This window comes from Kitasatospora sp. NBC_00374 (genome assembly GCF_041434935.1).
Lineage (GTDB): Bacteria > Actinomycetota > Actinomycetes > Streptomycetales > Streptomycetaceae > Kitasatospora.
This window is the reverse complement of the sequence record NZ_CP107964.1, coordinates 646,024-666,658: the sequence shown is the minus strand read 5'-3', so window position 1 is coordinate 666,658 and position 20,635 is coordinate 646,024. Positions and strand designations below refer to the sequence as shown.

Sequence of the window (20,635 nt, the reverse complement as noted above, 5' to 3'; positions counted from 1 at the left end):
GTCAGTGGTGACTGGAATGCTGCCGGATATGGACGATGCGCTGATGAGGGGCCGGGTCTACGGAGCGGACCACGACGATCCCGGTCCGCGGCCGGGGCACCGCTACCGCGAGCTGGTGGCAGGCCCGCTGGACGGGCTCCTGCTGGACGTCACCGACTGGAGCGACGAACAGCTCCGCACCGGCGCCGCCCTGCCGACCGAGATCGGCGCCCACGGTCCGGGCGGCCGGGCCCACTACGCGCCGCGGCCCACCGACCCGAGGCGCTGGGACTGGGCCGGCGACACCTCCTGAACTGCGCCGCCCGACCCGCCGGGAGCCCGGCCCAGGACGGCTTCGACGGCCTCCCGGATCGTCCGGGCCACGGTCCGCGGCGCGGAGCGGTGCGCGGTGTGCCCGCATCCGGGCAGCGTGACCACCCGGGCGTTCGGCAGGGCGGCGGCGAGATCGGCGAGCCGTTCCCGCAGGTGGGACGGGCTCTGCCCGCCCTCCAGCAGGGTCGCCGGCAGGCGGAGGGCGGTGAAGCGGTCGGTGCCGACGCCCAACGCGTCGAGCGCCCGGACGTCCGCCGCCTGCGCCGCAGCCCGCAGCGTGAGCAGGCGCCGCGTGTCGGGATCCCGGATCAGGGCCTCCACGTGCGCGGCCGGCAACCCGACGATGTCGCGGAGCTGGATGCGCACCGCGCCGGTCGGGTCGCCCGAGGCCAGCGCGGCGGCTGCCCGTACGGCGGCCGGACCGCCGACCGGCGACCTGGACGGCACCGGTGGCTCGTACAGGAACAGGCCGACGAACGCCGAGGGCGCTACCAGGGCGGCCTCGATGGCGGCGATGGCACCCGAGGAGTGCCCGATCAGGTAGGCCGGCTGCCCGAGGAGGCCGGCGACCGCCAGGATGTCGGCGGCCTCGACCGCGCACGAGTGCCCCACCCCCGGGGTCGGCGCGCCCTCGGCGTAGATCCGCCGGTTGATCCTGACGACGCGGAAGTCCTCGACCAGTGACTCGGTCACGCCGTCCCACGAGCCGGCGTCCTCGCCGCCGCCGTGGACGAGCAGCAGTGCCGGCCCGGTGCCGCCGTCCAGCGCGGTGACGAGGGTGCCGTCGGCCGAGGTCGCAAGGAGATCAGTCATGACGCGAGCATGCACCACCGGGCGGCCGCAGCCCGTCTGCGGCGCGGCGGGCAGGGGCGCCGGGTGCGGCCGCGGATGAACGGGCAGGAGGGGAGGGCGGCCATGCGCCCCGCGCCCACCCGCCTACCGCTTGCGGTCGGCCAACTCCTGTACGGCGGAGGGGATACGGGTCTCGAAGTCGAGGACCTTCGCCCAGGTGGGGGTGACGGTGATCCGGGTCATGGTCTCGTACAGCCGGCGCACCTCGGCCTCCCAGGCCGGGAACACCGCGGGATCCAGGTAACGCCGACTGGCGTCCAGGAACTCCTGCGGCACGCCCTCGACGGTCTCCAGGGAGGCGGTGCCCCGCACCATCAGCACGTTCGGCGGGAAGGCGTCGGTGTCGATGGTCAGCGCCACCCGCGGATCCGCGCCCAGCGCCGCCACCTTCGCCGACCCCGGGACCGTGCACACCACGAACCGCGTACCCGTCCAGCTGTACCCGATCGGGACGACCCGCGGCGCGCCGTCCCGACCCGTGTACGCCAGCCGCATCAGCCGGCAGGAGGCCAGCAGCCGTCGCGCGACGGGATCGGCGAGCTGCGCCGCCACCTCGGACGTGTCCATCCCCGCCACCTTCCACGAGCCACCGAAACCGTCGACCGGGCAACACTCTCCCCCGCAGGGCGCCCCACCCGTCCGCGCCACGCCCGGGCACTACCCCCCGCCCGGCCGTGACGGACGAAAAAGCAGGGGACCCAGGGCGGCCGGGAGGAGACAATGAGCCCCATGTCCATCCGCGCCGTCCGCACCGACGAACTGCCCCTCCTCCAGGACATCGAGCGAGCCGCCGGGCAGTGCTTCCGCGAGGTCGGCATGCCCGAGATCGCCGACGACGAGCCGTTCCCGCTCGACGAGCTCGCCCGCTACCGGCGGGCCGGCCTGGCCTGGGTCGCCGCGGACGCGGCAGACGTGCCGGTGGCCTACCTCCTCGCCGACCGCGTCGACGGCAACCTCCACGTCGAACAGGTGTCGGTCCACCCCGACAGCGCCCGCCGCGGCATCGGCCGCTCGCTCATGGACCACCTCGCCGACCGCGCCGCGCACGAGGGCGTCCCCGCCCTGACCCTCACCACGTTCACCGACGTCCCGTGGAACGCGCCCTACTACGCGCGCTGCGGGTTCCACCCGCTCGGCGACTCCGCGCTCGGCCCGGGCCTGCGGGAGATCTGCGGACGGGAGGCGGCCCACGGCCTCGACCGGTGGCCCCGGCTGGTGATGCGCCGCGCCCTGGCGTAGCCCGCACCCCCGGGCTCCGGTGGAACCGGCGGCGGGCGGGCGGCGTCTCCAGCCGGAGGCGACGGTGGATGATCACCGGCGTACGGTGCAACGCGGGTGGGATGCGGGGGAGCGGGCATGGTCGACGTGGTGACGGCAGCGGTGACGGAGAACGACCCGCCGACCCGGCGGCGCCGCCACCGCACGCTGCGCACGGCGGCGGTGGTCGTCTGCTGCCTCGCGCTGGTCGGCCCGGCGGGACTGCTCCTGACGAGGCTCGGCGGGTGGGACGACGGCACGGTGCTGGCGATGCCGATGTCGACGATGCCCTACGCGGTTCCGGTCACCCTGGTGGCACTGGCCGCGCTGCTGGTGCTGCGCTCGTGGCGTACGGCCGCCGTGGCCGGCCTGCTGGCGGTGGTCCAGCTGGCCCTGGTGGTACCGCGCTTCGTGCCGGACGGCACCTCGGTGGCGGCCGACGTGCCGAGGCTGCGGGTCGCCACCAGCAACTCCTACCTGGGACAGGTCGATGCGGCCGCGCTGGTCCGGCTGGTGCGCGAGCAGCGCGTGGACGTGCTCGCCGTGGAGGAGCTCAGCCCCGGCGCCGCGCGCCGCCTCGACGAGGCCGGGATGGGCGAGCTGATGCCGTACCGCGAGCAGCCGAACAACAACGACACCGCGCTGTTCTCGCGGCTGCCGCTGACCCGGCTCGACAGCTCGGACCCGGCGGTGACGCGGGCGCAGGTGGGTGCGGAGGTGGCCGTGGCGGGGCACAAGGTGCGGGTGGTGGCCGTCCACACCTACTACCCGCTCGGCGACGCCCGCAAGTGGGCCCGCGGCTTCGACGGGTTGAAGGCCGCGGCGCGCGCCGACACCCGCAACTCGGTGCTCCTGGGCGACTTCAACGCCACCCTCGACCACGCGCCGATGCGCTCGCTGCTCGACACCGGCCTGACCGACACCCACGCGGAGCTGGGCCGGGGCGGGTCGCCGACCTGGCCGGAGCACAACGCCGACTTCCCCTACCTGCCGCCGGTGATCCAGATCGACCATGTGCTGCACGGCGACGCCCTGACCGCCGTCGACGTCTCAGAGCACACCGTGCACGGCTCCGACCACCGTGCGGTGGTCGCCGAGTTGGCGCTGACGGGCTGACCTCCCGGACGAGGCCTCCGGCGCCGGCAGTTCCTGCTCGACCTCCGCACCACGGGCCGCACCGGCCCGGACTCGGCCCCACCGGTCACGGGCGGTGGCAGTGGCCGGGCTCACGGCCGGGGAGAGGTGACCGTCGGTGACGGCGCCTCAGGACGTCCCCGGGGCGGCCCGGGCCCGCGGTGGACGGCGTCCGGGCCCGGGCCGGGGGAGTCGTACGGTGGTAGGAGGCGAGCGACGATCCTGGGAGTGGTGGCGATGTCCGAGCCGTCCGCAGTCCCGATGATGACGTGCACCGGTTGCGGCCGGACGGTGCCGTGGACACCGTACGGCGTGTGCTCCTGGCCCTGCTACGACCGGCCCCGGGACGATCCCGCGAGCTCGGAGGCGCCGACCCCTCGGGCGCCGATCGTGGCGGCGCCGGACCGACCGGACCGGCCCGGAGCCGGGTGGCGGGCGGGGTAGGACACCTCGCCGGGGCCGGCGCCGCCGTCACCACCAGTAGGACGGGTACGGCGTGGCGGCGCGGCGCAGCCTGGCGGCGGCGCAGCCGGCCAGTACCAGCAGGACGGCCGCAACGGCGAGGGTGCTCAGGAAGCGGGCCGGCGGCGGTCCCTGGAGGACGGCGATGACGGCGGTGTCACAGGCGGGGGAGTGGGGGGTGCGGGCGAGCATCGTCGTCCCCAGGGCCAGGCCGGCGGCGATGGCGGCGCTCCACAGGGAGCTGCCGAGGGCGGCATGGACGCCGAGTCCGACCGCCGCGCAGAGCAGGTGCCCGCCGATCACGCTTCGTGGCTGGGCCAGCGGCAGGGCGGGGACACTGTGGATGAGGGCGGCGCTGGCGGCCAGCGGCGGTATCAGCAGCGGTTCGTGGACGGCGGCGCCGATGGCGACCCCGACGGGGCGGCGTGGGAAGGCCCGGTGCAGTCCGGCGTCGCGTGGATGTACGCCGCGGCGCCGGTGTGGTTCCGGATGGCGAGGGGTGCGGTGAGCTCGCTGTCGGATCACGTGGCCCAGCCCGCCCGCGGGCGGGCTACGGCCGGCGCTCGGCCGTTGCCCCGAGGTACTGCAGCCACCGCTCCAGGGAGGAGTGGAGGGCTGCCCGGAGCCGTTCGGCCTGGTCCTCGACCGGGGCGCCGCTCCAGGACTCCTCGGTGTGCACCCGGACGGCTCCGTCGACCTCCTCGAAGGTCCACACGTGGATACCGTCGATGCCCTGCGCGGGCCCGCCCCAGACGATCCGCCGGTACGGCACCAGTTCGAGGACGGTGGAGGTGATGTCGAGGCCGTGGGTCAGCCAGCGGAACGAGGAGCCCGGCGACAGCGGCCCTGCGAGCTCGGCCTTCTCGACGTCCGGGTGCCAGATCGGCCACGCGTCGACGTTGGTGTGCAGCGCCCAGACACGGGCGAGCGGGGCGTCGACGGTGGTGGAGAGCCGCACGACGACGGGCGCGGCCTCGTCAATGGTGGCGGGCGTGGCGTGGCGGGGCATGGTGGTCTCCTTCTGACGGAGGGGTCCGTGCCGTCGGGTGAGTGGTTGACCGCTCACTCGCCGGTGTGTGAGTAGTCAATCACTCATGTGTGGCGGGGGCAACCTCGGCCGGTGATCGCGAACGCCGGAAGGGCCCGGCGCGCTTTCGCACACCGGGCCCTTCCGGCTGCCGGGGAGACTCCGCCCGTCGTGGCGGTCAACGGCCCGGCGGTCGGACCTCGGCGGCACCACGGCCCGGTGGTCGGGGCCGATCCGTGCCGTCGTGGCGGTCCGATCAGTACCAGTGGTGGGTCTGCCAGAACGCCCAGGCGGCGTTCGGGCTGCCGTAGCGCTCGTTCATGTAGTTCAGGCCCCACTTGATCTGGGTCGCGGGGTTGGTCTTCCAGTCCGCGCCGGCCGAGGCCATCTTGGAGGCGGGCAGGGCCTGCACCAGGCCGTAGGCGCCGGAGGAGGCGTTGGTGGCCGTGACGTTCCAGCTGCTCTCGTGCGCGACGATCTGGTTGAACGACGCCAGCTGGTTGGCGGGCACGATCTGCGCGGCGATCGCCTGCACCGAGGCGGGCGAGTAGGCGGGGGTGGCGGCGGAGGCGACGGTGGGGACGACGACGCTGCCGAGGGCTGCGACACCGGCGGCGGACGCGAGCAGCGCGGCCGAGGCGCGCAGACGGGTGGAGAACATTCGCATGAAGAAATTGCCTCAATCGGTTGGCTACGCTCCCGGCCACCCGTGACCGTCGGCCGGATGGCGGCCGAGGGGTGGAGCGGGGCGTGGGGCACCTCATGGAGCGAGGGCCTGAACGGGCGCCGCGGCCTGACAGGTTGCTGCGGCGTCTGACGACTTCGCCATTGTTAGCGGCGACGTCGCCCGCGGCCAAGAGGCCCTGTTACGACGGGCGGTCGTAGTAAACATCGATTTTCGCCCGGCTCGGGAGATCGCCCCGAGGCGCATCAGCGGCGATCTAAACCTTAAGAAAACGGGCATTTCGGTCAAAATTTCGAGGTCTGATGGGCCCTGCACCCCGGTGGCACCCGCAGACCGGGCCCGCTCCCATGATCGCGGCCGGCGGCGGCACGGATCCTCGTCGGCCCGACCCGGACGATCAACTACCGGCGGTCGTAGGCCCTGGGAGGCGTGTGAGCACCCTCACCGCCCACCCCTGCCGCACCGGTCCGCCAGGCCGGTTCCGGCCACGCACGGCATGCCGGTGGGCACTCCCCGCATGCGCGGCGCCTGCCGCCCGTACGGCCGGGCGCGGATCAGGCGAAGGCGAGCGCGGTGACGGGCAGCAGGACCACCAGGGCCGCCAGGAACAGCCGACCGCCTCGGCTCGACGGCAGCTGCATCGGGCCCGGGCCGCGGCGCGGCCGGCTGTTCGGGGTCTGCCGGTCGGGGTCCCAGCCGCCGTCCCAGCTGCTGCCGTCGCCGTTGCTGTCGCTACCGGTGTCGGTCATGGTGCGGGTCCTGCGGTCGTGATCGCCGCGCCAGGACCGCCGCGCCGGGCTTCGTGCTCCCGCCCCGGGTTCGGCCCGGCGGGGTGCGCGGTGCGGTGCGGCGCCGGGTCACGCGTGCGGCTCGTAGCGGGCGTCGGCTCCCGGCCAGCCGCGGTGCATGAAGGCGGGGCGGTCGACCCGCAGGAAGCAGCGCAGCAGGAACTCGGTGAACGTGCCGGCCGTCTCGAACCACTCGCCCTGCTCGCTGTTGACGACGATCCGCCACTGCGAGGGGTCCTCCTCGACCGCGCGGAAGAAGTACCGGCCGCCCTCCTCGTTGCCGCCCCACATCAGCAGGGCGCCGGCCTTGACGTCCGATTCGTCGAACTCCCATGGCTGGTCGGCGATTTCGGCGTACCAGGACGGGAGCTCGGGAGCCGGCCCCCAGTGGCGCTCCATCGCGGTCCCGGTGGCGTCCAGCGGGCGGTCGATCGTGAGATAGCCGTCGACCACGCCGGGGCCGTACAGGTCGAGGAACTCCTTGCAGTCCACCGGAAGCCGTCGGCCGAGATGCCGTTCACTGGCCTCCCAGATGGCCGGCCGGGCCCAGCCGCGCCACACCGGCTCCCCGAGCAGCTCACCCAGCTGCTCCAGCGTGGACCTGCCCCCTGTGATCGTCATGGCGGCATTCTGGCCCACGGGAGTGACAGCGCGACCGCCCGGTGCGGCGGAGTCCGTCCGGCAGGCCGTCCTGCGAACACTTCGCCGACGGATCGGGGCTCCGACGGCAAGGCGCCCCCGGGGCCCCGGTGGCGTGACCCTCCTACCGCTGCACGGACCAGACCGGGCACAGGGCGGTGTGGGAGCTGAGCATGACCACCGTTCCGCCGTCCATGACCTCCCGGGTGAGCACCACCTCGCAGCAGGCCACGGCCCGAGGCCGGGACACCGCCGGGGTCTCGACCAGCACGTCCCGGTCCGGCGCCTCGGTGCGCGGCCAGAGCGGTGCGTCCCCCGGAAGCCCGGCGAGCGGCCCGGCGAGCGGCCCGGCGAGGGGTCCGGCGAAGGGCCTGGTCCGGCGGCCCTTGGGTGTGCCGCGGCGGGGGACGCGCTCGACGGAAACCCCGAGGGCGCGGGCTCGGGCGTGCAGGCGACGGCGGTCGCGGCGTTCGGACATGAGCACTACCTTGCCTGCCCGGGCCGCCTCAGCGCCAGCGCCGAGGTCCGCACGCGGCGGACCCGCCCGGTTCCCGGGGTCCGTCGTGGCCCGGGACGCGGCCTCCCGGCCCGGCCGTGTCGGCCGGCGAGGGTATCCGGATCCCCGCTCACAACCGTCGGTTGTGGCCATCGGCATCCGGCTGTTGGCCCGTCACCCCGGTGCGGGGCTTTGCTGGTGGTCGGCGGGGGAGAGAGCACACCGAGGGCCACCTGCCGACCACCGACGACGAGGGAGCACTCCGATGACCGACACCAGGACCGAGCCCGAGACCGACCCCCGCACCGTGGTGGTCCGCTACGTGACGGCCGTCGCCGATGGGGACCTCGTGGCCATGGCCGCGAGCTTCGCCGAGGACGCCACCTGGACGTACCCGGGCGATCTGCCGCTGAGCGGCGTGTACCGCGGCCGCGACACCATCATCCAGGACTTCCTCGGCGGCGCCGCCGGTCTGTTCGCCCCCGGCGGCGCTCCCCGCGTGACGCTCACCCGGGTCATCGCCGACGGGGAGCAGGTCGTCGCGGAGTGGACCTCCACGGGGGTGGCGGCGAGCGGCCGGGTGTACGACAACAGCTGCCTGGGCGTCTTCACCGTCCGGGACGGGGCGATCACCTCGGTGCGGGAGTACGCCGACACCCAGCACGTCGAACGGAGCCTGTTCGGCGGGCCGACCGCCTGACCGGGAGCGGGGGCGCGTCCACCGACCCGTCAGTTGCGGTGTCGGCGGCCGACGTTCACCGGTTCTGTCGGTGCCGGGCTCTATGTTCTCCACATCACCACTGCGGGAGCGCGGCAGTCCTCATCGCCGTCACCCCTGGAGCGAGAACGAGGAGCGAGTCCCGTGCGTATCGTGATCAGCGAGTTCATGAGCCTGGACGGTGTCGTGCAGGCACCGGGCGGTCCCGAGGAGGACACCGACGGCGGCTTCGCCCACGGTGGGTGGTCCCACCCCTTCTTCGATCCGGAGGTGGTGGGCGGCGCGTTCGACGAGGCCCTGGGCAAGGCGCAGGCGCTGCTGTTCGGACGCCGTACCTGGCAGACGATGGCCGCGGCATGGCCGGAGCGGGCCGGCGATCCGTTCGCCGACCGGATGAACGCCATCCCGAAGTACGTCGTCTCCGGGACGCTCGGCGACACGGCGCTGACGTGGGAGAACACCACCCTCGTCCCCGGTGACAAGGCCGTCGCCCGGATCGGGGAGCTGCGGGAGACCGCCGGCGGCGACCTGTTGGTCATGGGGAGCCCCACCCTCGCCCGCACGCTGCTGAGCGAGGGCCTGGTCGACGAACTCCGGCTCATCGTCATGCCGGTGCTGCTCGGCGGCGGGAAGAAGATCTTCCCCGACGACGGCGCGCTGCGCACGCTCGAACTGGTCTCGACCGTCACCAGCGGCACCGGCGTGAACGTGTGCACCTACCGGCCGGTCGCAGCGGGGTAGGGGCCCACGCCCACGACGCGGCGACGTGCCGATACCGCCGCGGCGCGGATCGGCACGCGCCTCGGTGCCGTCGGTGAGCGCTTCTGTCGGTGCTTCTGTCAGTGCTTCGGGCGGTCGAGGCGGGCGAGCAGCAGGTTGGGGTCCTGAGCCGTGGTGAAGGCCGCGCTGGTCACGTAGACGGTGTGGCCGCGCAGCGCCACCGCCGTCGGGTTGGAGAGTCCGTCTCCCCGCGTCAGGACGGTGGTGTGCGCGCCGTCGGGGGTCACGTGGGCGACCTCGCTGGTGGGGTTGAGCGCGGCGAGGACGGTGTCGCCGTGCCCGACGAAGGCGAAGTCGTCGATGCCGACCAGCGCGCCCGCGCGGATCTCGGTCGGCGCCGCCGACCCGTCCTCGCAGACGGGGATTCGCAGCAGGGTGCCCTGGTCGGAGTTGCTCACCCAGACGGCGCCGTGGTGGAGTTTGAGCCCGTTGGCGCCGATGAGGCTCACGGGCCGCAGCTCGGGCCCGCTCGCCCAGACGGTCACGGGGCCGCCGTGCAGTGGGATGCGGTGGACCACCCCGAGGGCGGAGTCGGCGGAGTACAGGACGCCGGCGTGCTCGTCGAGGCCCAGCCCGTTGGCGAGGCCGTCGACGGGCAGCGGGACGATCAGCTGCGGCGCGCCGCCCGGCGTCAGACGCCAGATGCCGGTGAGGTCCGCCGTACCGGTGTTGTAGCTGAAGTAGAGGGTGCCGTCGTCGGCCCGGACGATGCCGGTGAGCGCGGGGAACCCCACGATCGGGGTGGTCGACCCGGCCGGGGCGGGCAGCGTGGCCAGGATCCGGACCGCGCCCTGCGGGGAGACGTGGGCGATCTGTCTGCTGCCGATCAGGGTCAGGTCCGCGGATCCGTCCGGTTCCAGAGTGATGTTCTCGGGCATCTGCCCCGCGGCCAGATCGAAGTGCACCAGGATGTGAGGGTCCGACAGCGGCGGGGCGACGGCCGCCGTCGGGGTCGCGGCCAGCAGGGTCAGGGCGAGGGAGACGGCGCCGAGGGAACCGGCGAGACGGGGCAGGCGGGTCGAGCGGGGCAAGGTCACTCCTTACGGGGACAACCGGGCTGGGTTTCCCAGCAGAGCACGAGGTGCGTGCCCGCCCCCGGACGGCGACGCCCGCGCGCGACAGGATCCGCCCGGCCGGCCCAGAGCACCCCGCCCGGCGACGGTGGCGGTCAGGGCGTCGACGCCTCGCCTCCGAGCCGTTCCGCGAGGGACGTGAGCGCCGCTCCGAGGGGCAGGGCGACCCGGGCCGCCGCGAACTCGTCCCCGCGGGTCGCGCCCTGGTTGACGATGGCGACCGGTTTGCCGGCTCGTGCCGCGTGCCGCACGAAGCGCAGACCCGACATGACCGTCAGCGACGACCCGAGGACCAGCAGCGCACGGGCGGCGTCGACCAGGTCGTAGCACTGCTGGACACGGGGCTTGGGCACGCTCTCGCCGAAGAAGACCACGTCGGGTTTGAGGACGGCGCCGCAGGCCTCGCACGGTGCGATGCGGAACGTCTCCACCAGCGCGGCCGGCAGCTCGACGTCCCCGTCCGGGTTGACCCGCGCGCCGGTGTCCCGGAAGGCGCCGTTCAGGGCGTGCAGGCGCCGGTCGAGCTCGGCGCGCGAGCTGATGCGCCGGCACTCCAGGCAGATCACCCGGTCGAGGCCGCCGTGCAGCTCCACGGCGTCGACCGTGCCGGCCGCGCGGTGCAGGCCGTCCACGTTCTGGGTGATCACGGCCGACACGTGGCCGGACCGGCGCAGCGCCTCGACGGCCCGGTGCCCGGCGTTGGGTTCGGCCCGGGCGATCGCCTGCCAGCCCGCGTGGCTGCGCGCCCAGTAGCGGCGCCGGCCCTCCTCGCTCGCGACGAACTCCTGGTACGTCATCGGGGTGTGCCGCCGGAGGCTGCCGGTGGCACCTCGGTAGTCGGGAATGCCCGACTCGGTGGAGAGCCCGGCGCCGCTCAGCACCGCGACACCCCGTCCGGCCAGCAGGTGTTCGATCTCCGCCAGACCGGCGGCGTGCGGTGCGGACCCGTCGGCCGCCGTCCCGTCGAGTGGGGCACGCGTAGGCATGCGGACAGCTTAGATCGGAGGACGATGGAAGGGGTCCCGGCTCGGCCCGGCCCGCCCGGCCGGGCGGCCAACCGTCACGTCGAGCGAGGACAAGTGAGGGCAGCGGATGGGACAGGCAGCCATCAGCGTCGTCGGTCTCAGCAAGCGGTTCGGGTCCGTGACCGCCCTGGAAGGGGTGGACTTCGAGGTCCGGCCGGGGACGATCTTCGGGCTGCTCGGGCCGAACGGCGCGGGAAAGACCACGGCGATCCGCATCCTCACCACGATCCTGCGCCCGAGCGGCGGCCACGCGGCCGTCCTCGGGCACGACGTGGTCCGGGAAGCCGCCACGGTCCGCCGGCTGATCGGGCTGGCCGGACAGTACGCGGCCGTGGACCCCAACCTGACCGGCCGGGAGAACCTGCGGCTGATCGGCCGACTCACCCAGCTGCCCGCGGGCCGGACCCGGCCCCGCGCGGGCGAACTCCTGGACCGGTTCGACCTCGCGGCGGCCGGCGACCGCCCCGTGCGGACGTACTCCGGCGGTATGCGGCGACGGCTGGACATCGCCGCCGCCCTCGTCCCGGAGCCACCCGTGCTCTTCCTCGACGAGCCGACCACCGGCCTGGACCCGCAGAGCCGGACGGCCCTGTGGGAGCTGATCCGCGAGCTGGCCGGCCACGGAACGACCGTCCTGCTCACCACCCAGTACCTGGAGGAGGCGGACCGGCTCGCGGCCCGGGTCGTGGTGGTGAACGACGGCCGGATCATCGCCGACGACACCCCCGCCGTCCTCAAGGCGCGCCTGGGGAACACCGTGATCGAGCTGGGCATGGGCGACGAGGCCCGGGCCGGGCGGGCGGCCGCCGTCATCGCCGGGAGCCTCGCCGAGCCCGCCGAACGGGAGGGAGCCCTGCTCCGGCTGGCCTCCCGGGACGGGTCCCGGCTGCTGCTCGACGTCCTGCACTCGCTGGACGCGGCCGACCTCGTGCCGCGCACCGTCACCGTCCGCGAATCCAGCCTCGACGACGTCTTCCTGGCCCTGACCGGGCACCGCACCCGCACCGGTCCGGCCGGCGGACCCGACGACCCCGGAGGCGCACGATGACCGTCACCGACGCCGGGCAGCTCGGCACCCGGATCGCCGCACCCGTCCGCGACGGCCTCGCGGTGGCCTGGCGCAACCTGATCGCGCTGCGCCGCGTCCCGCGGCTGCTGATCTTCTCCACCATCCAGCCGCTGGTCTTCGTGCTGATGTTCCGGTACGTCTTCGGCGGGGTGGTCGGCCCGGCCCTGCCGCCCGGCGTCTCCTACGTCGACTTCCTGATCCCCGGCATCTTCGTGCAGACCGCCGTCTTCGGGTCGATGAACACGGCGATCGGCCTGGCGACCGACATGCAGACCGGCCTGATGGAACGGTTCCGCTCGCTGCCGATGGCGCGTTCGGCGGTGCTCTCCGGACGCACCATGGCGGACCTCGCCCGGAACGTCTTCGTGGTGACGCTGATGACCGGGGTCGGCTTCGCCCTGGGTTTCCGGATCCACGCGGGGGTGCCCGCGTTCCTGGGTGGAGTGCTGCTGGTGCTGGCGTTCGGCTTCGCGATGTCGTGGATCTTCGCCGTGGTGGGGATGGCCGTCGGGGACCCGGAGACCGCGCAGGCCGCCGCCTTCCCCGTCCTCGCGCCGCTGGTCTTCGCCTCCTCGGCCTTCGTGCCGGTCGCGACCATGCCCGGCTGGCTTCAGGCCTTCGCCAACCACCAGCCGGTCTCGATGACCGCCGAGGCCGTCCGGGTGCTGGTCCTGGGCGGGCCGGCCACCAGCGTGGTCTGGCAGGCACTCGCCTGGGACTTCGGGATCATCGCGGTGTTCGCACCGCTCGGCGTGTGGTTCTACCGCAGGGCGGTGTAGCGCCGCTCGTGCGCCGGACCGGTCGGCGGGCGCTACCCGTCGGTGGGTGCGGGGACGAGGCCGTCGGCCACCAGACCTTCGAGGACGGCCTGACCGAGTGCGTGCACGGCGGACTGGGGGCGGACCATCACGGTGAACTCCTCGACCCGGCCGCTCTCGTCGAACTGGAGCAGGTCGATGCCGTGGATCTGCACGCCGCGCACGGTGGCCCGGAACGGCAGGACCACCGACGGGGCCTCCCGCCCGTCGGTGCCGGTCTCGGTCACGCCCTCGAAGTGCCCGACGTAGCGGAGGTCGTCGAAGGTGCGCAGCAGGACGCCGAAGAGCCCCAGCACCATGGGCTTGCCCTCGAAGGGGCGGAACTTCACCGGGCTGTAGAGGCGGATGTCCTCGGTGAACAGCTCGTCCAGGGCGGTGAGATCGCGCTTCTCGACGGCGGCGCGGAAGCGTGCGGCGGTCTCCATGGCGGGTGGCCCCTCCTCATACTCAAGAATCTGACTAGTTATTTTCTTGAGTATGATGCAGTGGTAGACGAGGAAAGGGAAGGGGCAGCTGCGATGGCCTTGCGGCACGCGGTGCTGGCGGCACTGCTGGACGGCGAGTTCAGCGGCTACCAGTTGGCGAAGGCGTTCGACATCGGCGTCGCCAACTTCTGGCACGCCCTGCCGCAGCAGCTCTACGCCGAACTGGCCAGGCTGGAGCGGGAAGGGCTGGTCGCGGGCCGCGAGGTGGTGCAGGAGTCCCGGCCCAACAAGCGCCTGTTCCAGGTCACCGAGGCCGGCCGCGCCGAGCTGGAGGCGTTCGCCTCGGCCGCGTCGAAGCCCTCGTTCATCCGCGACGACCTGCTCGTCAAGGTCCAGAGCGCCGACCGCATCGGCACCGAACCGGTGATCGCCCAGCTGGAGGAGCGGGCGGCCGCCGCCGACGCCAAGATCGAGCTGCTCGGGAACCTGCTGCGGCAGCTGCGCGGCGACGAGGACGAGGACGAGTTCCTGCTCCGCGGCGAGCGGATCGGCGGCTACCTGACCTGCCTGCGCGGCCTGTCCTTCGAACGGGAGCACCGGGACTGGTGCCTGCGGATCGCCGCCCTCCTGAAGGAACGGCGGACGACGCACGCCGAACGGTGAGCGGGTGCCTCAGGACCGGTCGGACAGGACCTCGACCCCGGCCGCAGCCGTACCGCCGGAACCCGTTCGGCGGGCGGGCCCGGGACGCCGGATCCGGGATGCCTCCCCGCGGCCGGGCCACCCGCCCGACCGCCGGCGCCGGGCGCGCCCGGCACCGGCGGACGGCTCCCGCACCCGGCTCCGGCGGCTGCGGCGCGGCAGCAGCGGGCCCAGACTGGTGGTGAATGCCGCCGGCGGTACGGGCGGCCGGGCCGTGCGGCACGACCGGGATGCCGGCCGGTCTCCGCACACGATCCGCGAAGGGCGTCCGGAACCATGCTGCTCGGTCTCACCACCGCGCTCGTCGCGACCGTCTGCTTCGGCTTCGCGTGCGTCTTCCAGGCGCGCGGGGCCCGGGCGGCGCCCCGGGCCGACGGGGTGCGCCTGGGCCTGCTGGCGGCCCTGGCCCGTTCCTGGCAGTTCCTGCTCGGGACGGGCCTGGACGTCGCCGGGTTCGCCCTGAGCATCGTCGCGCTGCGAAGCCTGCCGCTGTTCGCGGTCCAGGCGGTGACCAACGCCAGCCTGGCCATCACGGCCGTGGCCGCGGTGTGGCTGCTCGGCGCCCGGCTGCGCCGCACCGACGTCGCCGCGATCCTCGCCGTGGTCGTCGGCCTGACACTGGTCGCGGTCGGCTCCGGACGGGAGGGCCGCGAGTACGCCGGCACGGCCTTCCACGTCGCCCTGCTCGCCGCCACGGCGCTGATGCTGCTGCTCACCGTCGTGCTGGCCCGCCGGGGCGGGAACGCGGTGGCGGCGGCCCTGGGCCTGCTGGCGGGTGTCGGCTTCGGCATCACCAGCCTCGCCGTCCGGGTCATCGACGCCGCCGATCCGGTGTCGCTGCTGACCGACCCGGCCGCGTACGCGCTCGCCCTGGGCGGGCTCGGCGGCTACCTTGCCTACGCGCTCGCCCTGCAGCGGGGGACGGTGACCGCCGCGACCGCCGCGGGAACGGTCGCCGAGACCTTCGGGCCCGCCGTGGTGGGCGCGCTGGCGCTGGGTGACCGGGCCCGTCCCGGGTTCGCCTGGTCGGCGGTGGCCGGCTTCGCGATCGCGGTCGGCGGCACGTTCCTCCTCGCCCGGTTCGGTGAGGTCGAGGCGGCGCCGCAGGAGTACGAAGGACCGCAGGCCGACCCCCCGGCCGACCGGACCGACGGGGAGGCGCCGCCTGCCTCCGCCGCGTCCGTCCCCCATTCAGCGGACAGGTGAGCATGGACGACAACAGTGCGCGACCGCCGGCCCCGATCGACCTCCCGCTCGACCTTCCGCAGGCCCCCTCCCCAGGGCCCCGGCCGGCGGCCGACGGCCGCCGGCGTCCCGTCGCCCTGATCACCGGGGCCTCCTCGGGCATCGGTGCGGCGACGGCGGTCAGGCTCGCGCGGGCCGGCTGGTACCCGCTGGTGTCCGGTACCGACCCTCGCCGGCTGGCGGAGGTCGCCGCCCGCACCGGCGGCCACGCCCTCGCCGAGGACCTGGCCGTTCACGGCGGGGCGCAGCGCCTCGCCGAGCGGGCCGTCGCCGTGGCCGGCCGGGTCGACGCGCTGGTCGCCAGCGCGGGCGTCGGCTGGCGCGGGCCGTTCGCCGAGATGCCGCCGGACGTGCTCGACCGGATCGTCGAGGTCGACCTGGCGGCCCCGCTGCGGCTGGCCCGGATGCTGCTGCCGGGCATGCTGGAGCGCCGGCGGGGGCGGATCGTCCTGCTCGGCTCGATGGCCGGCCAGGTCGGGGTGGGTGACGAAGCCGCGTACGCGGCGGCCAAGGCGGGCCTGGCGCTGTTCGCCGAGAGCCTCTGGTACGAGCTGCGCGGCACCGGCGTCGGGGTGCGCATCATCCTGCCGGGCGCGGTGGACACCCCGTTCTTCGCCCGCCGCGGCACCCCGTTCCACCGCGAGCGCCCGCGGCCGGTGTCGCCCGAGCGGATCGCCGAGGACGTCCTGCGGGCGCTGACCGGCCACCGGGACCGGCTGTTCGCGCCGAGCTGGCTCGCCATGCCCGCGCGGTTGCACGGGGCCGCACCCGAGCTGTTCCGGCAGCTGGCCGCCAGGTTCGGCTGATGGGCCCGGCGCGCGCGGCCGGGTGGGCCGCGGCGGCGGTGGCGGGCGGGCAACTGCTGCACCTGGCCCCTGCCGCGAGCCGGCTGACGATGGTGCGCCGGTACGCGGCGCCGACCGTCGCGGGCCGCGGCGCCGCCGGGCACGTGGCGCTGACCTTCGACGACGGGCCCGACCCCCGCAGCACCCCGAGATTCCTCGACGCGCTCGACGCGCTCGGCGTCCGGGCCACCTTCTTCCTGCTCGGCGGCATGCTGGAGCGCGCGCCCGGCCTCGGCCGCGAACTGGTCGCGCGCGGCCACGAGGTCGGCCTGCACGGCTGGTACCACCGCGCCCAGTGGTACCCGGCGCCCGGGCGCGACCTGCGGGAGCTGCGACGCGCCACCGACGCGATCACCGCCACCTGCGGAGCGCGGCCGCTGTGGTACCGGCCGCCGTACGGGGTGCTGACCACCGGGCCGGCCCTCGCCGCCCGCCGCCTCGGCCTGCGGACCGTCCTGTGGACGGCCTGGGGCCGGGACTGGACCGCCGACGCCACCCCGGCGTCCGTCCGGCGGACCCTGTGGCCCGACCTCCGGGGCGGCGCGACCCTGCTGCTGCACGACTCGGACTGCACCTCGGCCCCCGGCGCCTGGCGCTCGGCCCTCGGCGCCCTGCCGTCCGTCGCGGAGCGCTGCCGGGAGCTCGGGCTGACCCTCGGCCCGCTGCGCGACCACGGCCTGCCGCCGGTGGCGGCCCGCCCGTAGCGGCCCGTGCCGCCGACCGCCCGCGGCTACCCGCCGTCGCCCGCCAGACCGACCCGGGCGAGCACGGCCGAGAAGGCCGACCGCCAGGCGTCCGGTGAGGCTCCCGCGGACGGGGCCGGTGTCTCGCGGCCGAGCGCGGCCAGGGCACTGCGGACCACCTCCCGGGGGCGGGCGGACACCACGTCGGCGTGGCCGAGCTCCAGCTCGTGCTGGAGGTTGTCCCGACCGTGCCCCTGGACCACGTCGAGCAGCAGCAGCCGCCGCCCCAGCGCGCGGGCCTCGCTGCAGGTGTCGCCGGAGCTGGTCACCACCAGGTCGGCGGCCGCCATCAGGGCGGGCACGCGCTCGGTGTGGCCGAAGGCGTGCACCCGCGGCTGCCGGGCCTGGACGGCGCGCAGCCGGTCCTCCAGACCGGTGTTGCGCCCGGCCACGGCCAGGACGTGCGGGCCGGCCTCGGCCAGCGACTCGGCCGTGCGGGCGAGCGGACCGAGCCCCCACGACCCCGACATCAGCAGCACGCACCGCCCGTCCTCGGGAATGCCCAGCTCGGCGCGGGCGGCGGCGCGGGTGGGCGGCCGGTAGAAGGCCTCGCGCAGCGGCGCGGGCACCACCGCGATCGGCGCGTCCGGCCGGTAGCGGCGTACGGCGCAGGCCGCGACCTGCGAGGTGACCAGGAACAGGTCCGTCTCCTCCTGCACCCACAGCCGGTGCGGGGTGACGTCCGTGCAGAGCACCAGATGGCGCATGCCCGGGCGGCCCCGGCGCAGCAGGTTCACCGCGGAGGTGGCGGTCGCGAACACGGAGACCACCAGGTCGGGCTGCTCCTGGTCGAGCAGGCGGCGCAACCGGGGGACCAGCCGCCGTCCGGCCGCGCCGTCGGCGAGCAGGGCGATGCGGGCGCCGGGGCGCAGCGCGGCGAAGTGGAAGGCGTCGTAGAGGCCCGGCAGGTCGAGCATGCGCCGGAAGACGGCCTCGCCGGCCGGGCCGGCGCGCTGCCCGAGCAGGGCCATCGCGTCGACCGTGCGGGTGGTCCAGCCCCGGGCGCGCAGGGAGTCGGCGCAGGCCAGGGCCATCACGTCGTGGCCCTGGCCGAGCGATCCGGAGACGAGCAGCGCGTGCGGCACGGCGTTCCCCGGTGGCCGGCCGGTCAGCCCGCCGCGCCGTCGCCGGCCGCCGGCGGCGCGGCGGGCGGCTCCTGGGCCCGGTACCAGTCGGCGTAGCGGCTGACGCCGTCGGTGAAGCTGGTGCGCGGGGACCAGCCGAGCAGCCGCTTGGCGCGGGCCGAGGAGATCCGGCGGCCCGGGTAGTCGGCGGTCCGGGCCGGGATGTGTTCGATGGTGACCGGGCCGAGCAGCTGGTCCACGGTGTCGGCGATCTCCCGGACGGAGATGGCGGTGGAGCCCTCCAGTGCGAGGGTCTGGTCCTGCGCCGCGGGGGAGAGTGCCCGGACGTGCGCGTCCGCGAGGTCCTCGACGTAGACGAAGTTGCGGGTCTGCCGGCCGTCGCCCGCGATGGTGATCGGCGTACCCGTCAGGGCGGCCTGCACGAAGCGGGCGACGACGAGCTCGTCGCGCATCCGCGGGCCGTACGGAATCCCGTACCGCAGGATCGTGAAGTGGCTGCCGTAGAGCTCGCGGTAGCTGTGGACGAGCATCTCCGACGCCAGCTTGCTGGCGACGTAGAGGTGGCCGCTGCGCTCCAGCTCGACGGGGACGCGCTCGTCGAGCTCGTCCCCGTCGAGGTCCGCCTCGGCCAGGGCCGCGCCGTACACCCAGACGGTGCTGGCCAGGACGGTGCGGCTCAGGCCGCAGCGGCGGGCCGCCTCCAGCACGGTCGCGGTGCCGTCGATGTTGAGCCGCACGGCCCGGACGGGATCGGCGCTGACCTGTTCCACGTCGGCCATCGCGGCCAGGTGGAACACCACCTCGCTGCCGTCCAGGACGGAGGTCAGCGCGGCCGGGTCGAGGATGTCGACGCGGGCGTGCTCGGCGCCCGGGTTGAGGTACCGCTCCGTGGTGTCGACCGCGAGCACCTCGTGCCCGGCCTCCAGCAGCCGGTCCACCACGTGGGAGCCGATGAACCCGCATCCTCCGGTCACTGCTACGCGCATTCCTTCTCCTTGGTCCGGTCCGTTCCGCCCCTGGTCGAGCCGCGTGTGCCCGGTCAGCCCGCCAGCCGGCGGTGGACCTGGGAGACGGCCCCGACCACCTGGTCGATCTCGTCCTCGGTCATGTCGGTGTGCACCGGCAGGCAGACGTGGCGGGCGCACACGTCCTCGGCAACCGGCAGCGGCCCGCCGCGGTAGGGGGCGAGCACGGGCTGTTCGTGGAGCGGCAGGTCGTACACCTCGCCGGCGAGCCGGACGCCGAAGTCCTCGGCCACCTCGCGCTTGAACCGGGCCCGGTCCGTGCCGGGCGGCAGCAGCAGGACGTACTTGTAGTAGTTGCCGCGGCAGCCGTCGGGCTCGGTGAGCGGCTGGAGACCGTCGACGGCGGCCAGCGCGGTGTCGTACCGGCGGGCCACCCGGCGGCGGCTCTCGACGAACTCCTTGAGCCGCCGCAGGTGGACGGTGCCGACGGCGGCGTTCAGCTCGCTCAGCCGCCAGGATCCGCCGAACCGGATGTGGTGGTTGGTGGCGAACGAGCCCTTGCCCTGGTCCCGGTAGATCCGCGCCTCGTCGCGCAGGTCCGGCGACTCGGTGAGGATCATGCCGCCCTCGCCGCTGGTGACGACCTTGGTCGGGTAGAACGAGAAGGCGCCGGCCAGGCCGAAGGTGCCGGCCGCACGGCCGCCGAAGCTGCTTCCGTGCGCGTGCGCCGCGTCCTCGACCAGGGCGATCCCGCGCTCGTCGCAGAGCCTGCGGACGGCATCGACCTCGGGCGTGATCAGCCCGCCGACGTGCACCAGCACCACGGCGGCCGTCGAGGGGGTCAGGGCCGCCTCCACCGTGGCCGCGCTGAGCGCGAAGGTGGACGCCTCGACGTCCGCCGGCACGGGCCGGCCGCCCGCGTGCAGGACGGCCCCGGCGGTGGCGTAGAAGGTGACCGCCGGCACCACCACGTCGCGGTCGCGCACCCCGAGCGTGCGCAGCACCACTTCGAGAGCGGCCGTCCCGGTGGAGACCGCGACGGCGTGGGAGGCGCCGTGTTCGGCGGCGAAGGCCTGCTCGAAGCGCTCCGTCCAGGGGCCGAGGGTGAGCATCCCGGTGGACAGGATCTCCGTCACCGCTTCGGCGACCGCCGTCCGGTCGTCCTCGTCGAACACGATCCGCGCCGCGGGAACGCCCACGTGCCACCTCCAGCAGGAATGGAAACGTCCCATAGCGGACGAATCGGGCACCTCAGGCTAGCGCGACCAGCCCCGCCCGTCCCGACGCGACAGCCCGTCCGGGTTACGGCCCCGCACTCTCCGGAGTCGGCCGAAGCGCCCCCTGCTCGGCCCCGGGACCGGCCGGCCCCGGACCGGGCCGGCGCTGCGGAAGTCCGCCGACCGTACCGGGCAGTCGGGAAAACTCCGCCCCGGATCCGGACGGTACGGGTACATTCCATGGCGGACCGATCTTGATCAACAAGTACCGAC

Annotated in this window: 25 protein-coding genes; 11 read left to right on the top strand and 14 right to left on the bottom strand. The window is 74.6% G+C overall.

Going from position 1 to position 20,635, the window contains the following annotated elements; translation table 11 throughout:
• The first annotated feature begins 28 nt into the window (after positions 1-28).
• Positions 29-292, top strand: a complete 264-nt coding sequence (locus OG871_RS03030) for a hypothetical protein (RefSeq protein WP_371494041.1) — start codon at positions 29-31, stop codon at positions 290-292.
• Here the strand turns inward: OG871_RS03030 and OG871_RS03025 are convergent.
• Positions 235-1,125, bottom strand: coding sequence for an alpha/beta fold hydrolase (locus OG871_RS03025; protein ID WP_371494040.1), 891 nt, complete (start codon positions 1,123-1,125; stop codon positions 235-237). The two genes, OG871_RS03030 and OG871_RS03025, sit on opposite strands and share 58 nt — an antisense overlap.
• 123 nt (positions 1,126-1,248) lie before the next feature.
• Positions 1,249-1,731 carry a pyridoxamine 5'-phosphate oxidase family protein gene (locus OG871_RS03020; protein WP_371494039.1) on the bottom strand — a complete coding sequence of 161 codons (483 nt, stop codon included), beginning with the start codon at positions 1,729-1,731 and terminating at the stop codon, positions 1,249-1,251.
• A 162-nt stretch (positions 1,732-1,893) separates the two neighbouring features.
• Between OG871_RS03020 and OG871_RS03015 the strand changes: the two genes are divergently transcribed.
• On the top strand, positions 1,894-2,403 hold the full coding sequence (locus OG871_RS03015) for a GNAT family N-acetyltransferase (RefSeq protein ID WP_371494038.1): 510 nt from the start codon (positions 1,894-1,896) through the stop codon (positions 2,401-2,403).
• 117 nt (positions 2,404-2,520) lie between these two features.
• Entirely contained in the window at positions 2,521-3,537 is a 1,017-nt protein-coding gene (locus tag OG871_RS03010; RefSeq protein WP_371494036.1) for an endonuclease/exonuclease/phosphatase family protein, read from the top strand.
• A gap of 489 nt (positions 3,538-4,026) precedes the next feature.
• Here the strand turns inward: OG871_RS03010 and OG871_RS03005 are convergent, their stop codons facing one another.
• The 6 genes from OG871_RS03005 to OG871_RS02980 all read right to left on the bottom strand — a co-directional run bounded on the left by OG871_RS03005 (position 4,027) and on the right by OG871_RS02980 (position 7,634).
• Entirely contained in the window at positions 4,027-4,542 is a 516-nt protein-coding gene (locus OG871_RS03005; RefSeq protein WP_371494035.1) for an HPP family protein, read from the bottom strand.
• A 25-nt stretch (positions 4,543-4,567) separates the two neighbouring features.
• Positions 4,568-5,026: an SRPBCC family protein gene (locus OG871_RS03000; protein ID WP_371494033.1), complete on the bottom strand. Its 459-nt coding sequence runs from the start codon at positions 5,024-5,026 to the stop codon at positions 4,568-4,570.
• Positions 5,027-5,300: 274 nt separating this feature from the next.
• Positions 5,301-5,711 carry a transglycosylase SLT domain-containing protein gene (locus OG871_RS02995; protein ID WP_371494032.1) on the bottom strand — a complete coding sequence of 137 codons (411 nt, stop codon included), beginning with the start codon at positions 5,709-5,711 and terminating at the stop codon, positions 5,301-5,303.
• A gap of 572 nt (positions 5,712-6,283) precedes the next feature.
• The gene (locus OG871_RS02990) at positions 6,284-6,478 is read right to left on the bottom strand and encodes a hypothetical protein (protein ID WP_371494030.1); all 195 of its coding nucleotides are present in this window, start codon (positions 6,476-6,478) and stop codon (positions 6,284-6,286) included.
• 108 nt (positions 6,479-6,586) lie between these two features.
• Positions 6,587-7,138 carry a hypothetical protein gene (locus OG871_RS02985; protein WP_371494028.1) on the bottom strand — a complete coding sequence of 184 codons (552 nt, stop codon included), beginning with the start codon at positions 7,136-7,138 and terminating at the stop codon, positions 6,587-6,589.
• A gap of 142 nt (positions 7,139-7,280) precedes the next feature.
• Positions 7,281-7,634 (bottom strand): hypothetical protein, encoded by a 354-nt coding sequence (locus OG871_RS02980; RefSeq protein WP_371494026.1) that lies wholly within the window; start codon positions 7,632-7,634, stop codon positions 7,281-7,283.
• A 283-nt stretch (positions 7,635-7,917) separates the two neighbouring features.
• Here OG871_RS02980 and OG871_RS02975 point away from each other — a divergent pair, with 283 nt between their 5' ends.
• Together OG871_RS02975 and OG871_RS02970 are read left to right on the top strand one after the other, a co-directional pair.
• A complete protein-coding gene (locus tag OG871_RS02975) occupies positions 7,918-8,352 on the top strand; it encodes a nuclear transport factor 2 family protein (protein WP_371494024.1) in 435 nt (144 codons plus the stop codon).
• Positions 8,353-8,514: 162 nt separating this feature from the next.
• Positions 8,515-9,111 carry a dihydrofolate reductase family protein gene (locus OG871_RS02970; RefSeq protein WP_371494023.1) on the top strand — a complete coding sequence of 199 codons (597 nt, stop codon included), beginning with the start codon at positions 8,515-8,517 and terminating at the stop codon, positions 9,109-9,111.
• Positions 9,112-9,209: 98 nt separating this feature from the next.
• Here OG871_RS02970 and OG871_RS02965 read toward each other — a convergent pair whose 3' ends face one another.
• Positions 9,210-10,181, bottom strand: coding sequence for an SMP-30/gluconolactonase/LRE family protein (locus OG871_RS02965; protein WP_371494022.1), 972 nt, complete (start codon positions 10,179-10,181; stop codon positions 9,210-9,212).
• A gap of 137 nt (positions 10,182-10,318) precedes the next feature.
• On the bottom strand, positions 10,319-11,209 hold the full coding sequence (locus tag OG871_RS02960) for an NAD-dependent protein deacetylase (protein ID WP_371494021.1): 891 nt from the start codon (positions 11,207-11,209) through the stop codon (positions 10,319-10,321).
• Positions 11,210-11,315: 106 nt separating this feature from the next.
• On the opposite strand from OG871_RS02960, the gene OG871_RS02955 reads away from it, so the two are divergent.
• Positions 11,316-12,296 carry an ATP-binding cassette domain-containing protein gene (locus tag OG871_RS02955; RefSeq protein ID WP_371494020.1) on the top strand — a complete coding sequence of 327 codons (981 nt, stop codon included), beginning with the start codon at positions 11,316-11,318 and terminating at the stop codon, positions 12,294-12,296.
• Positions 12,293-13,096, top strand: a complete 804-nt coding sequence (locus OG871_RS02950; RefSeq protein WP_371494019.1) for an ABC transporter permease — start codon at positions 12,293-12,295, stop codon at positions 13,094-13,096. Before OG871_RS02955 ends, OG871_RS02950 begins: the two co-directional genes overlap by 4 nt.
• Positions 13,097-13,128: 32 nt before the next feature.
• Here the strand turns inward: OG871_RS02950 and OG871_RS02945 are convergent, their stop codons facing one another.
• Entirely contained in the window at positions 13,129-13,560 is a 432-nt protein-coding gene (locus tag OG871_RS02945) for a nuclear transport factor 2 family protein (protein ID WP_371494018.1), read from the bottom strand.
• 93 nt (positions 13,561-13,653) lie between these two features.
• Between OG871_RS02945 and OG871_RS02940 the strand changes: the two genes are divergently transcribed.
• The 4 genes from OG871_RS02940 (at position 13,654) to OG871_RS02925 (ending at position 17,056) form a co-directional block, all read left to right on the top strand.
• Positions 13,654-14,223 (top strand): PadR family transcriptional regulator, encoded by a 570-nt coding sequence (locus OG871_RS02940; RefSeq protein ID WP_371494017.1) that lies wholly within the window; start codon positions 13,654-13,656, stop codon positions 14,221-14,223.
• Positions 14,224-14,538: 315 nt separating this feature from the next.
• Complete coding sequence (locus OG871_RS02935) at positions 14,539-15,468, top strand: hypothetical protein (protein ID WP_371494016.1); 930 nt, start codon at positions 14,539-14,541, stop codon at positions 15,466-15,468.
• 2 nt (positions 15,469-15,470) lie between these two features.
• Positions 15,471-16,313, top strand: coding sequence for an SDR family NAD(P)-dependent oxidoreductase (locus OG871_RS02930; RefSeq protein WP_371494015.1), 843 nt, complete (start codon positions 15,471-15,473; stop codon positions 16,311-16,313).
• Complete coding sequence (locus OG871_RS02925; RefSeq protein ID WP_371494014.1) at positions 16,313-17,056, top strand: polysaccharide deacetylase family protein; 744 nt, start codon at positions 16,313-16,315, stop codon at positions 17,054-17,056. Before OG871_RS02930 ends, OG871_RS02925 begins: the two co-directional genes overlap by 1 nt.
• 26 nt (positions 17,057-17,082) lie before the next feature.
• On the opposite strand, the gene OG871_RS02920 is transcribed toward OG871_RS02925, so the two are convergent.
• The 3 genes from OG871_RS02920 to OG871_RS02910 are packed head-to-tail and all read right to left on the bottom strand — an operon-like array spanning position 17,083 to position 20,344.
• Complete coding sequence (locus OG871_RS02920) at positions 17,083-18,180, bottom strand: hypothetical protein (RefSeq protein ID WP_371494012.1); 1,098 nt, start codon at positions 18,178-18,180, stop codon at positions 17,083-17,085.
• Positions 18,181-18,203: 23 nt separating this feature from the next.
• Positions 18,204-19,166 (bottom strand): NAD-dependent epimerase/dehydratase family protein, encoded by a 963-nt coding sequence (locus OG871_RS02915; RefSeq protein WP_371494011.1) that lies wholly within the window; start codon positions 19,164-19,166, stop codon positions 18,204-18,206.
• A gap of 53 nt (positions 19,167-19,219) precedes the next feature.
• On the bottom strand, positions 19,220-20,344 hold the full coding sequence (locus tag OG871_RS02910; protein WP_371494010.1) for a DegT/DnrJ/EryC1/StrS family aminotransferase: 1,125 nt from the start codon (positions 20,342-20,344) through the stop codon (positions 19,220-19,222).
• Between the last annotated feature and the right edge of the window lie 291 nt (positions 20,345-20,635).

Excerpts from the sequence above, each read along its gene's own strand:
- OG871_RS02985 (WP_371494028.1), bottom strand. The coding sequence starts at position 7,138 with ATGACGATCACAGGGGGCAGGTCCACGCTGGAGCAGCTGGGTGAGCTG.
- OG871_RS03015 (WP_371494038.1), top strand. The coding sequence starts at position 1,894 with ATGTCCATCCGCGCCGTCCGCACCGACGAACTGCCCCTCCTCCAGGAC.
- OG871_RS03025 (WP_371494040.1), bottom strand. The coding sequence starts at position 1,125 with ATGACTGATCTCCTTGCGACCTCGGCCGACGGCACCCTCGTCACCGCG.
- OG871_RS03000 (WP_371494033.1), bottom strand. The coding sequence starts at position 5,026 with ATGCCCCGCCACGCCACGCCCGCCACCATTGACGAGGCCGCGCCCGTC.
- OG871_RS02940 (WP_371494017.1), top strand. The coding sequence starts at position 13,654 with ATGGCCTTGCGGCACGCGGTGCTGGCGGCACTGCTGGACGGCGAGTTC.
- OG871_RS02995 (WP_371494032.1), bottom strand. The coding sequence starts at position 5,711 with ATGCGAATGTTCTCCACCCGTCTGCGCGCCTCGGCCGCGCTGCTCGCG.
- OG871_RS02950 (WP_371494019.1), top strand. The coding sequence starts at position 12,293 with ATGACCGTCACCGACGCCGGGCAGCTCGGCACCCGGATCGCCGCACCC.
- OG871_RS03020 (WP_371494039.1), bottom strand. The coding sequence starts at position 1,731 with ATGGACACGTCCGAGGTGGCGGCGCAGCTCGCCGATCCCGTCGCGCGA.
- OG871_RS02990 (WP_371494030.1), bottom strand. The coding sequence starts at position 6,478 with ATGACCGACACCGGTAGCGACAGCAACGGCGACGGCAGCAGCTGGGAC.
- OG871_RS03030 (WP_371494041.1), top strand. The coding sequence starts at position 29 with ATGGACGATGCGCTGATGAGGGGCCGGGTCTACGGAGCGGACCACGAC.
- OG871_RS02980 (WP_371494026.1), bottom strand. The coding sequence starts at position 7,634 with ATGTCCGAACGCCGCGACCGCCGTCGCCTGCACGCCCGAGCCCGCGCC.
- OG871_RS02945 (WP_371494018.1), bottom strand. The coding sequence starts at position 13,560 with ATGGAGACCGCCGCACGCTTCCGCGCCGCCGTCGAGAAGCGCGATCTC.
- OG871_RS02925 (WP_371494014.1), top strand. The coding sequence starts at position 16,313 with ATGGGCCCGGCGCGCGCGGCCGGGTGGGCCGCGGCGGCGGTGGCGGGC.
- OG871_RS02930 (WP_371494015.1), top strand. The coding sequence starts at position 15,471 with ATGGACGACAACAGTGCGCGACCGCCGGCCCCGATCGACCTCCCGCTC.
- OG871_RS02915 (WP_371494011.1), bottom strand. The coding sequence starts at position 19,166 with ATGCGCGTAGCAGTGACCGGAGGATGCGGGTTCATCGGCTCCCACGTG.
- OG871_RS02935 (WP_371494016.1), top strand. The coding sequence starts at position 14,539 with ATGCTGCTCGGTCTCACCACCGCGCTCGTCGCGACCGTCTGCTTCGGC.
- OG871_RS02960 (WP_371494021.1), bottom strand. The coding sequence starts at position 11,209 with ATGCCTACGCGTGCCCCACTCGACGGGACGGCGGCCGACGGGTCCGCA.
- OG871_RS02975 (WP_371494024.1), top strand. The coding sequence starts at position 7,918 with ATGACCGACACCAGGACCGAGCCCGAGACCGACCCCCGCACCGTGGTG.
- OG871_RS02955 (WP_371494020.1), top strand. The coding sequence starts at position 11,316 with ATGGGACAGGCAGCCATCAGCGTCGTCGGTCTCAGCAAGCGGTTCGGG.
- OG871_RS03010 (WP_371494036.1), top strand. The coding sequence starts at position 2,521 with ATGGTCGACGTGGTGACGGCAGCGGTGACGGAGAACGACCCGCCGACC.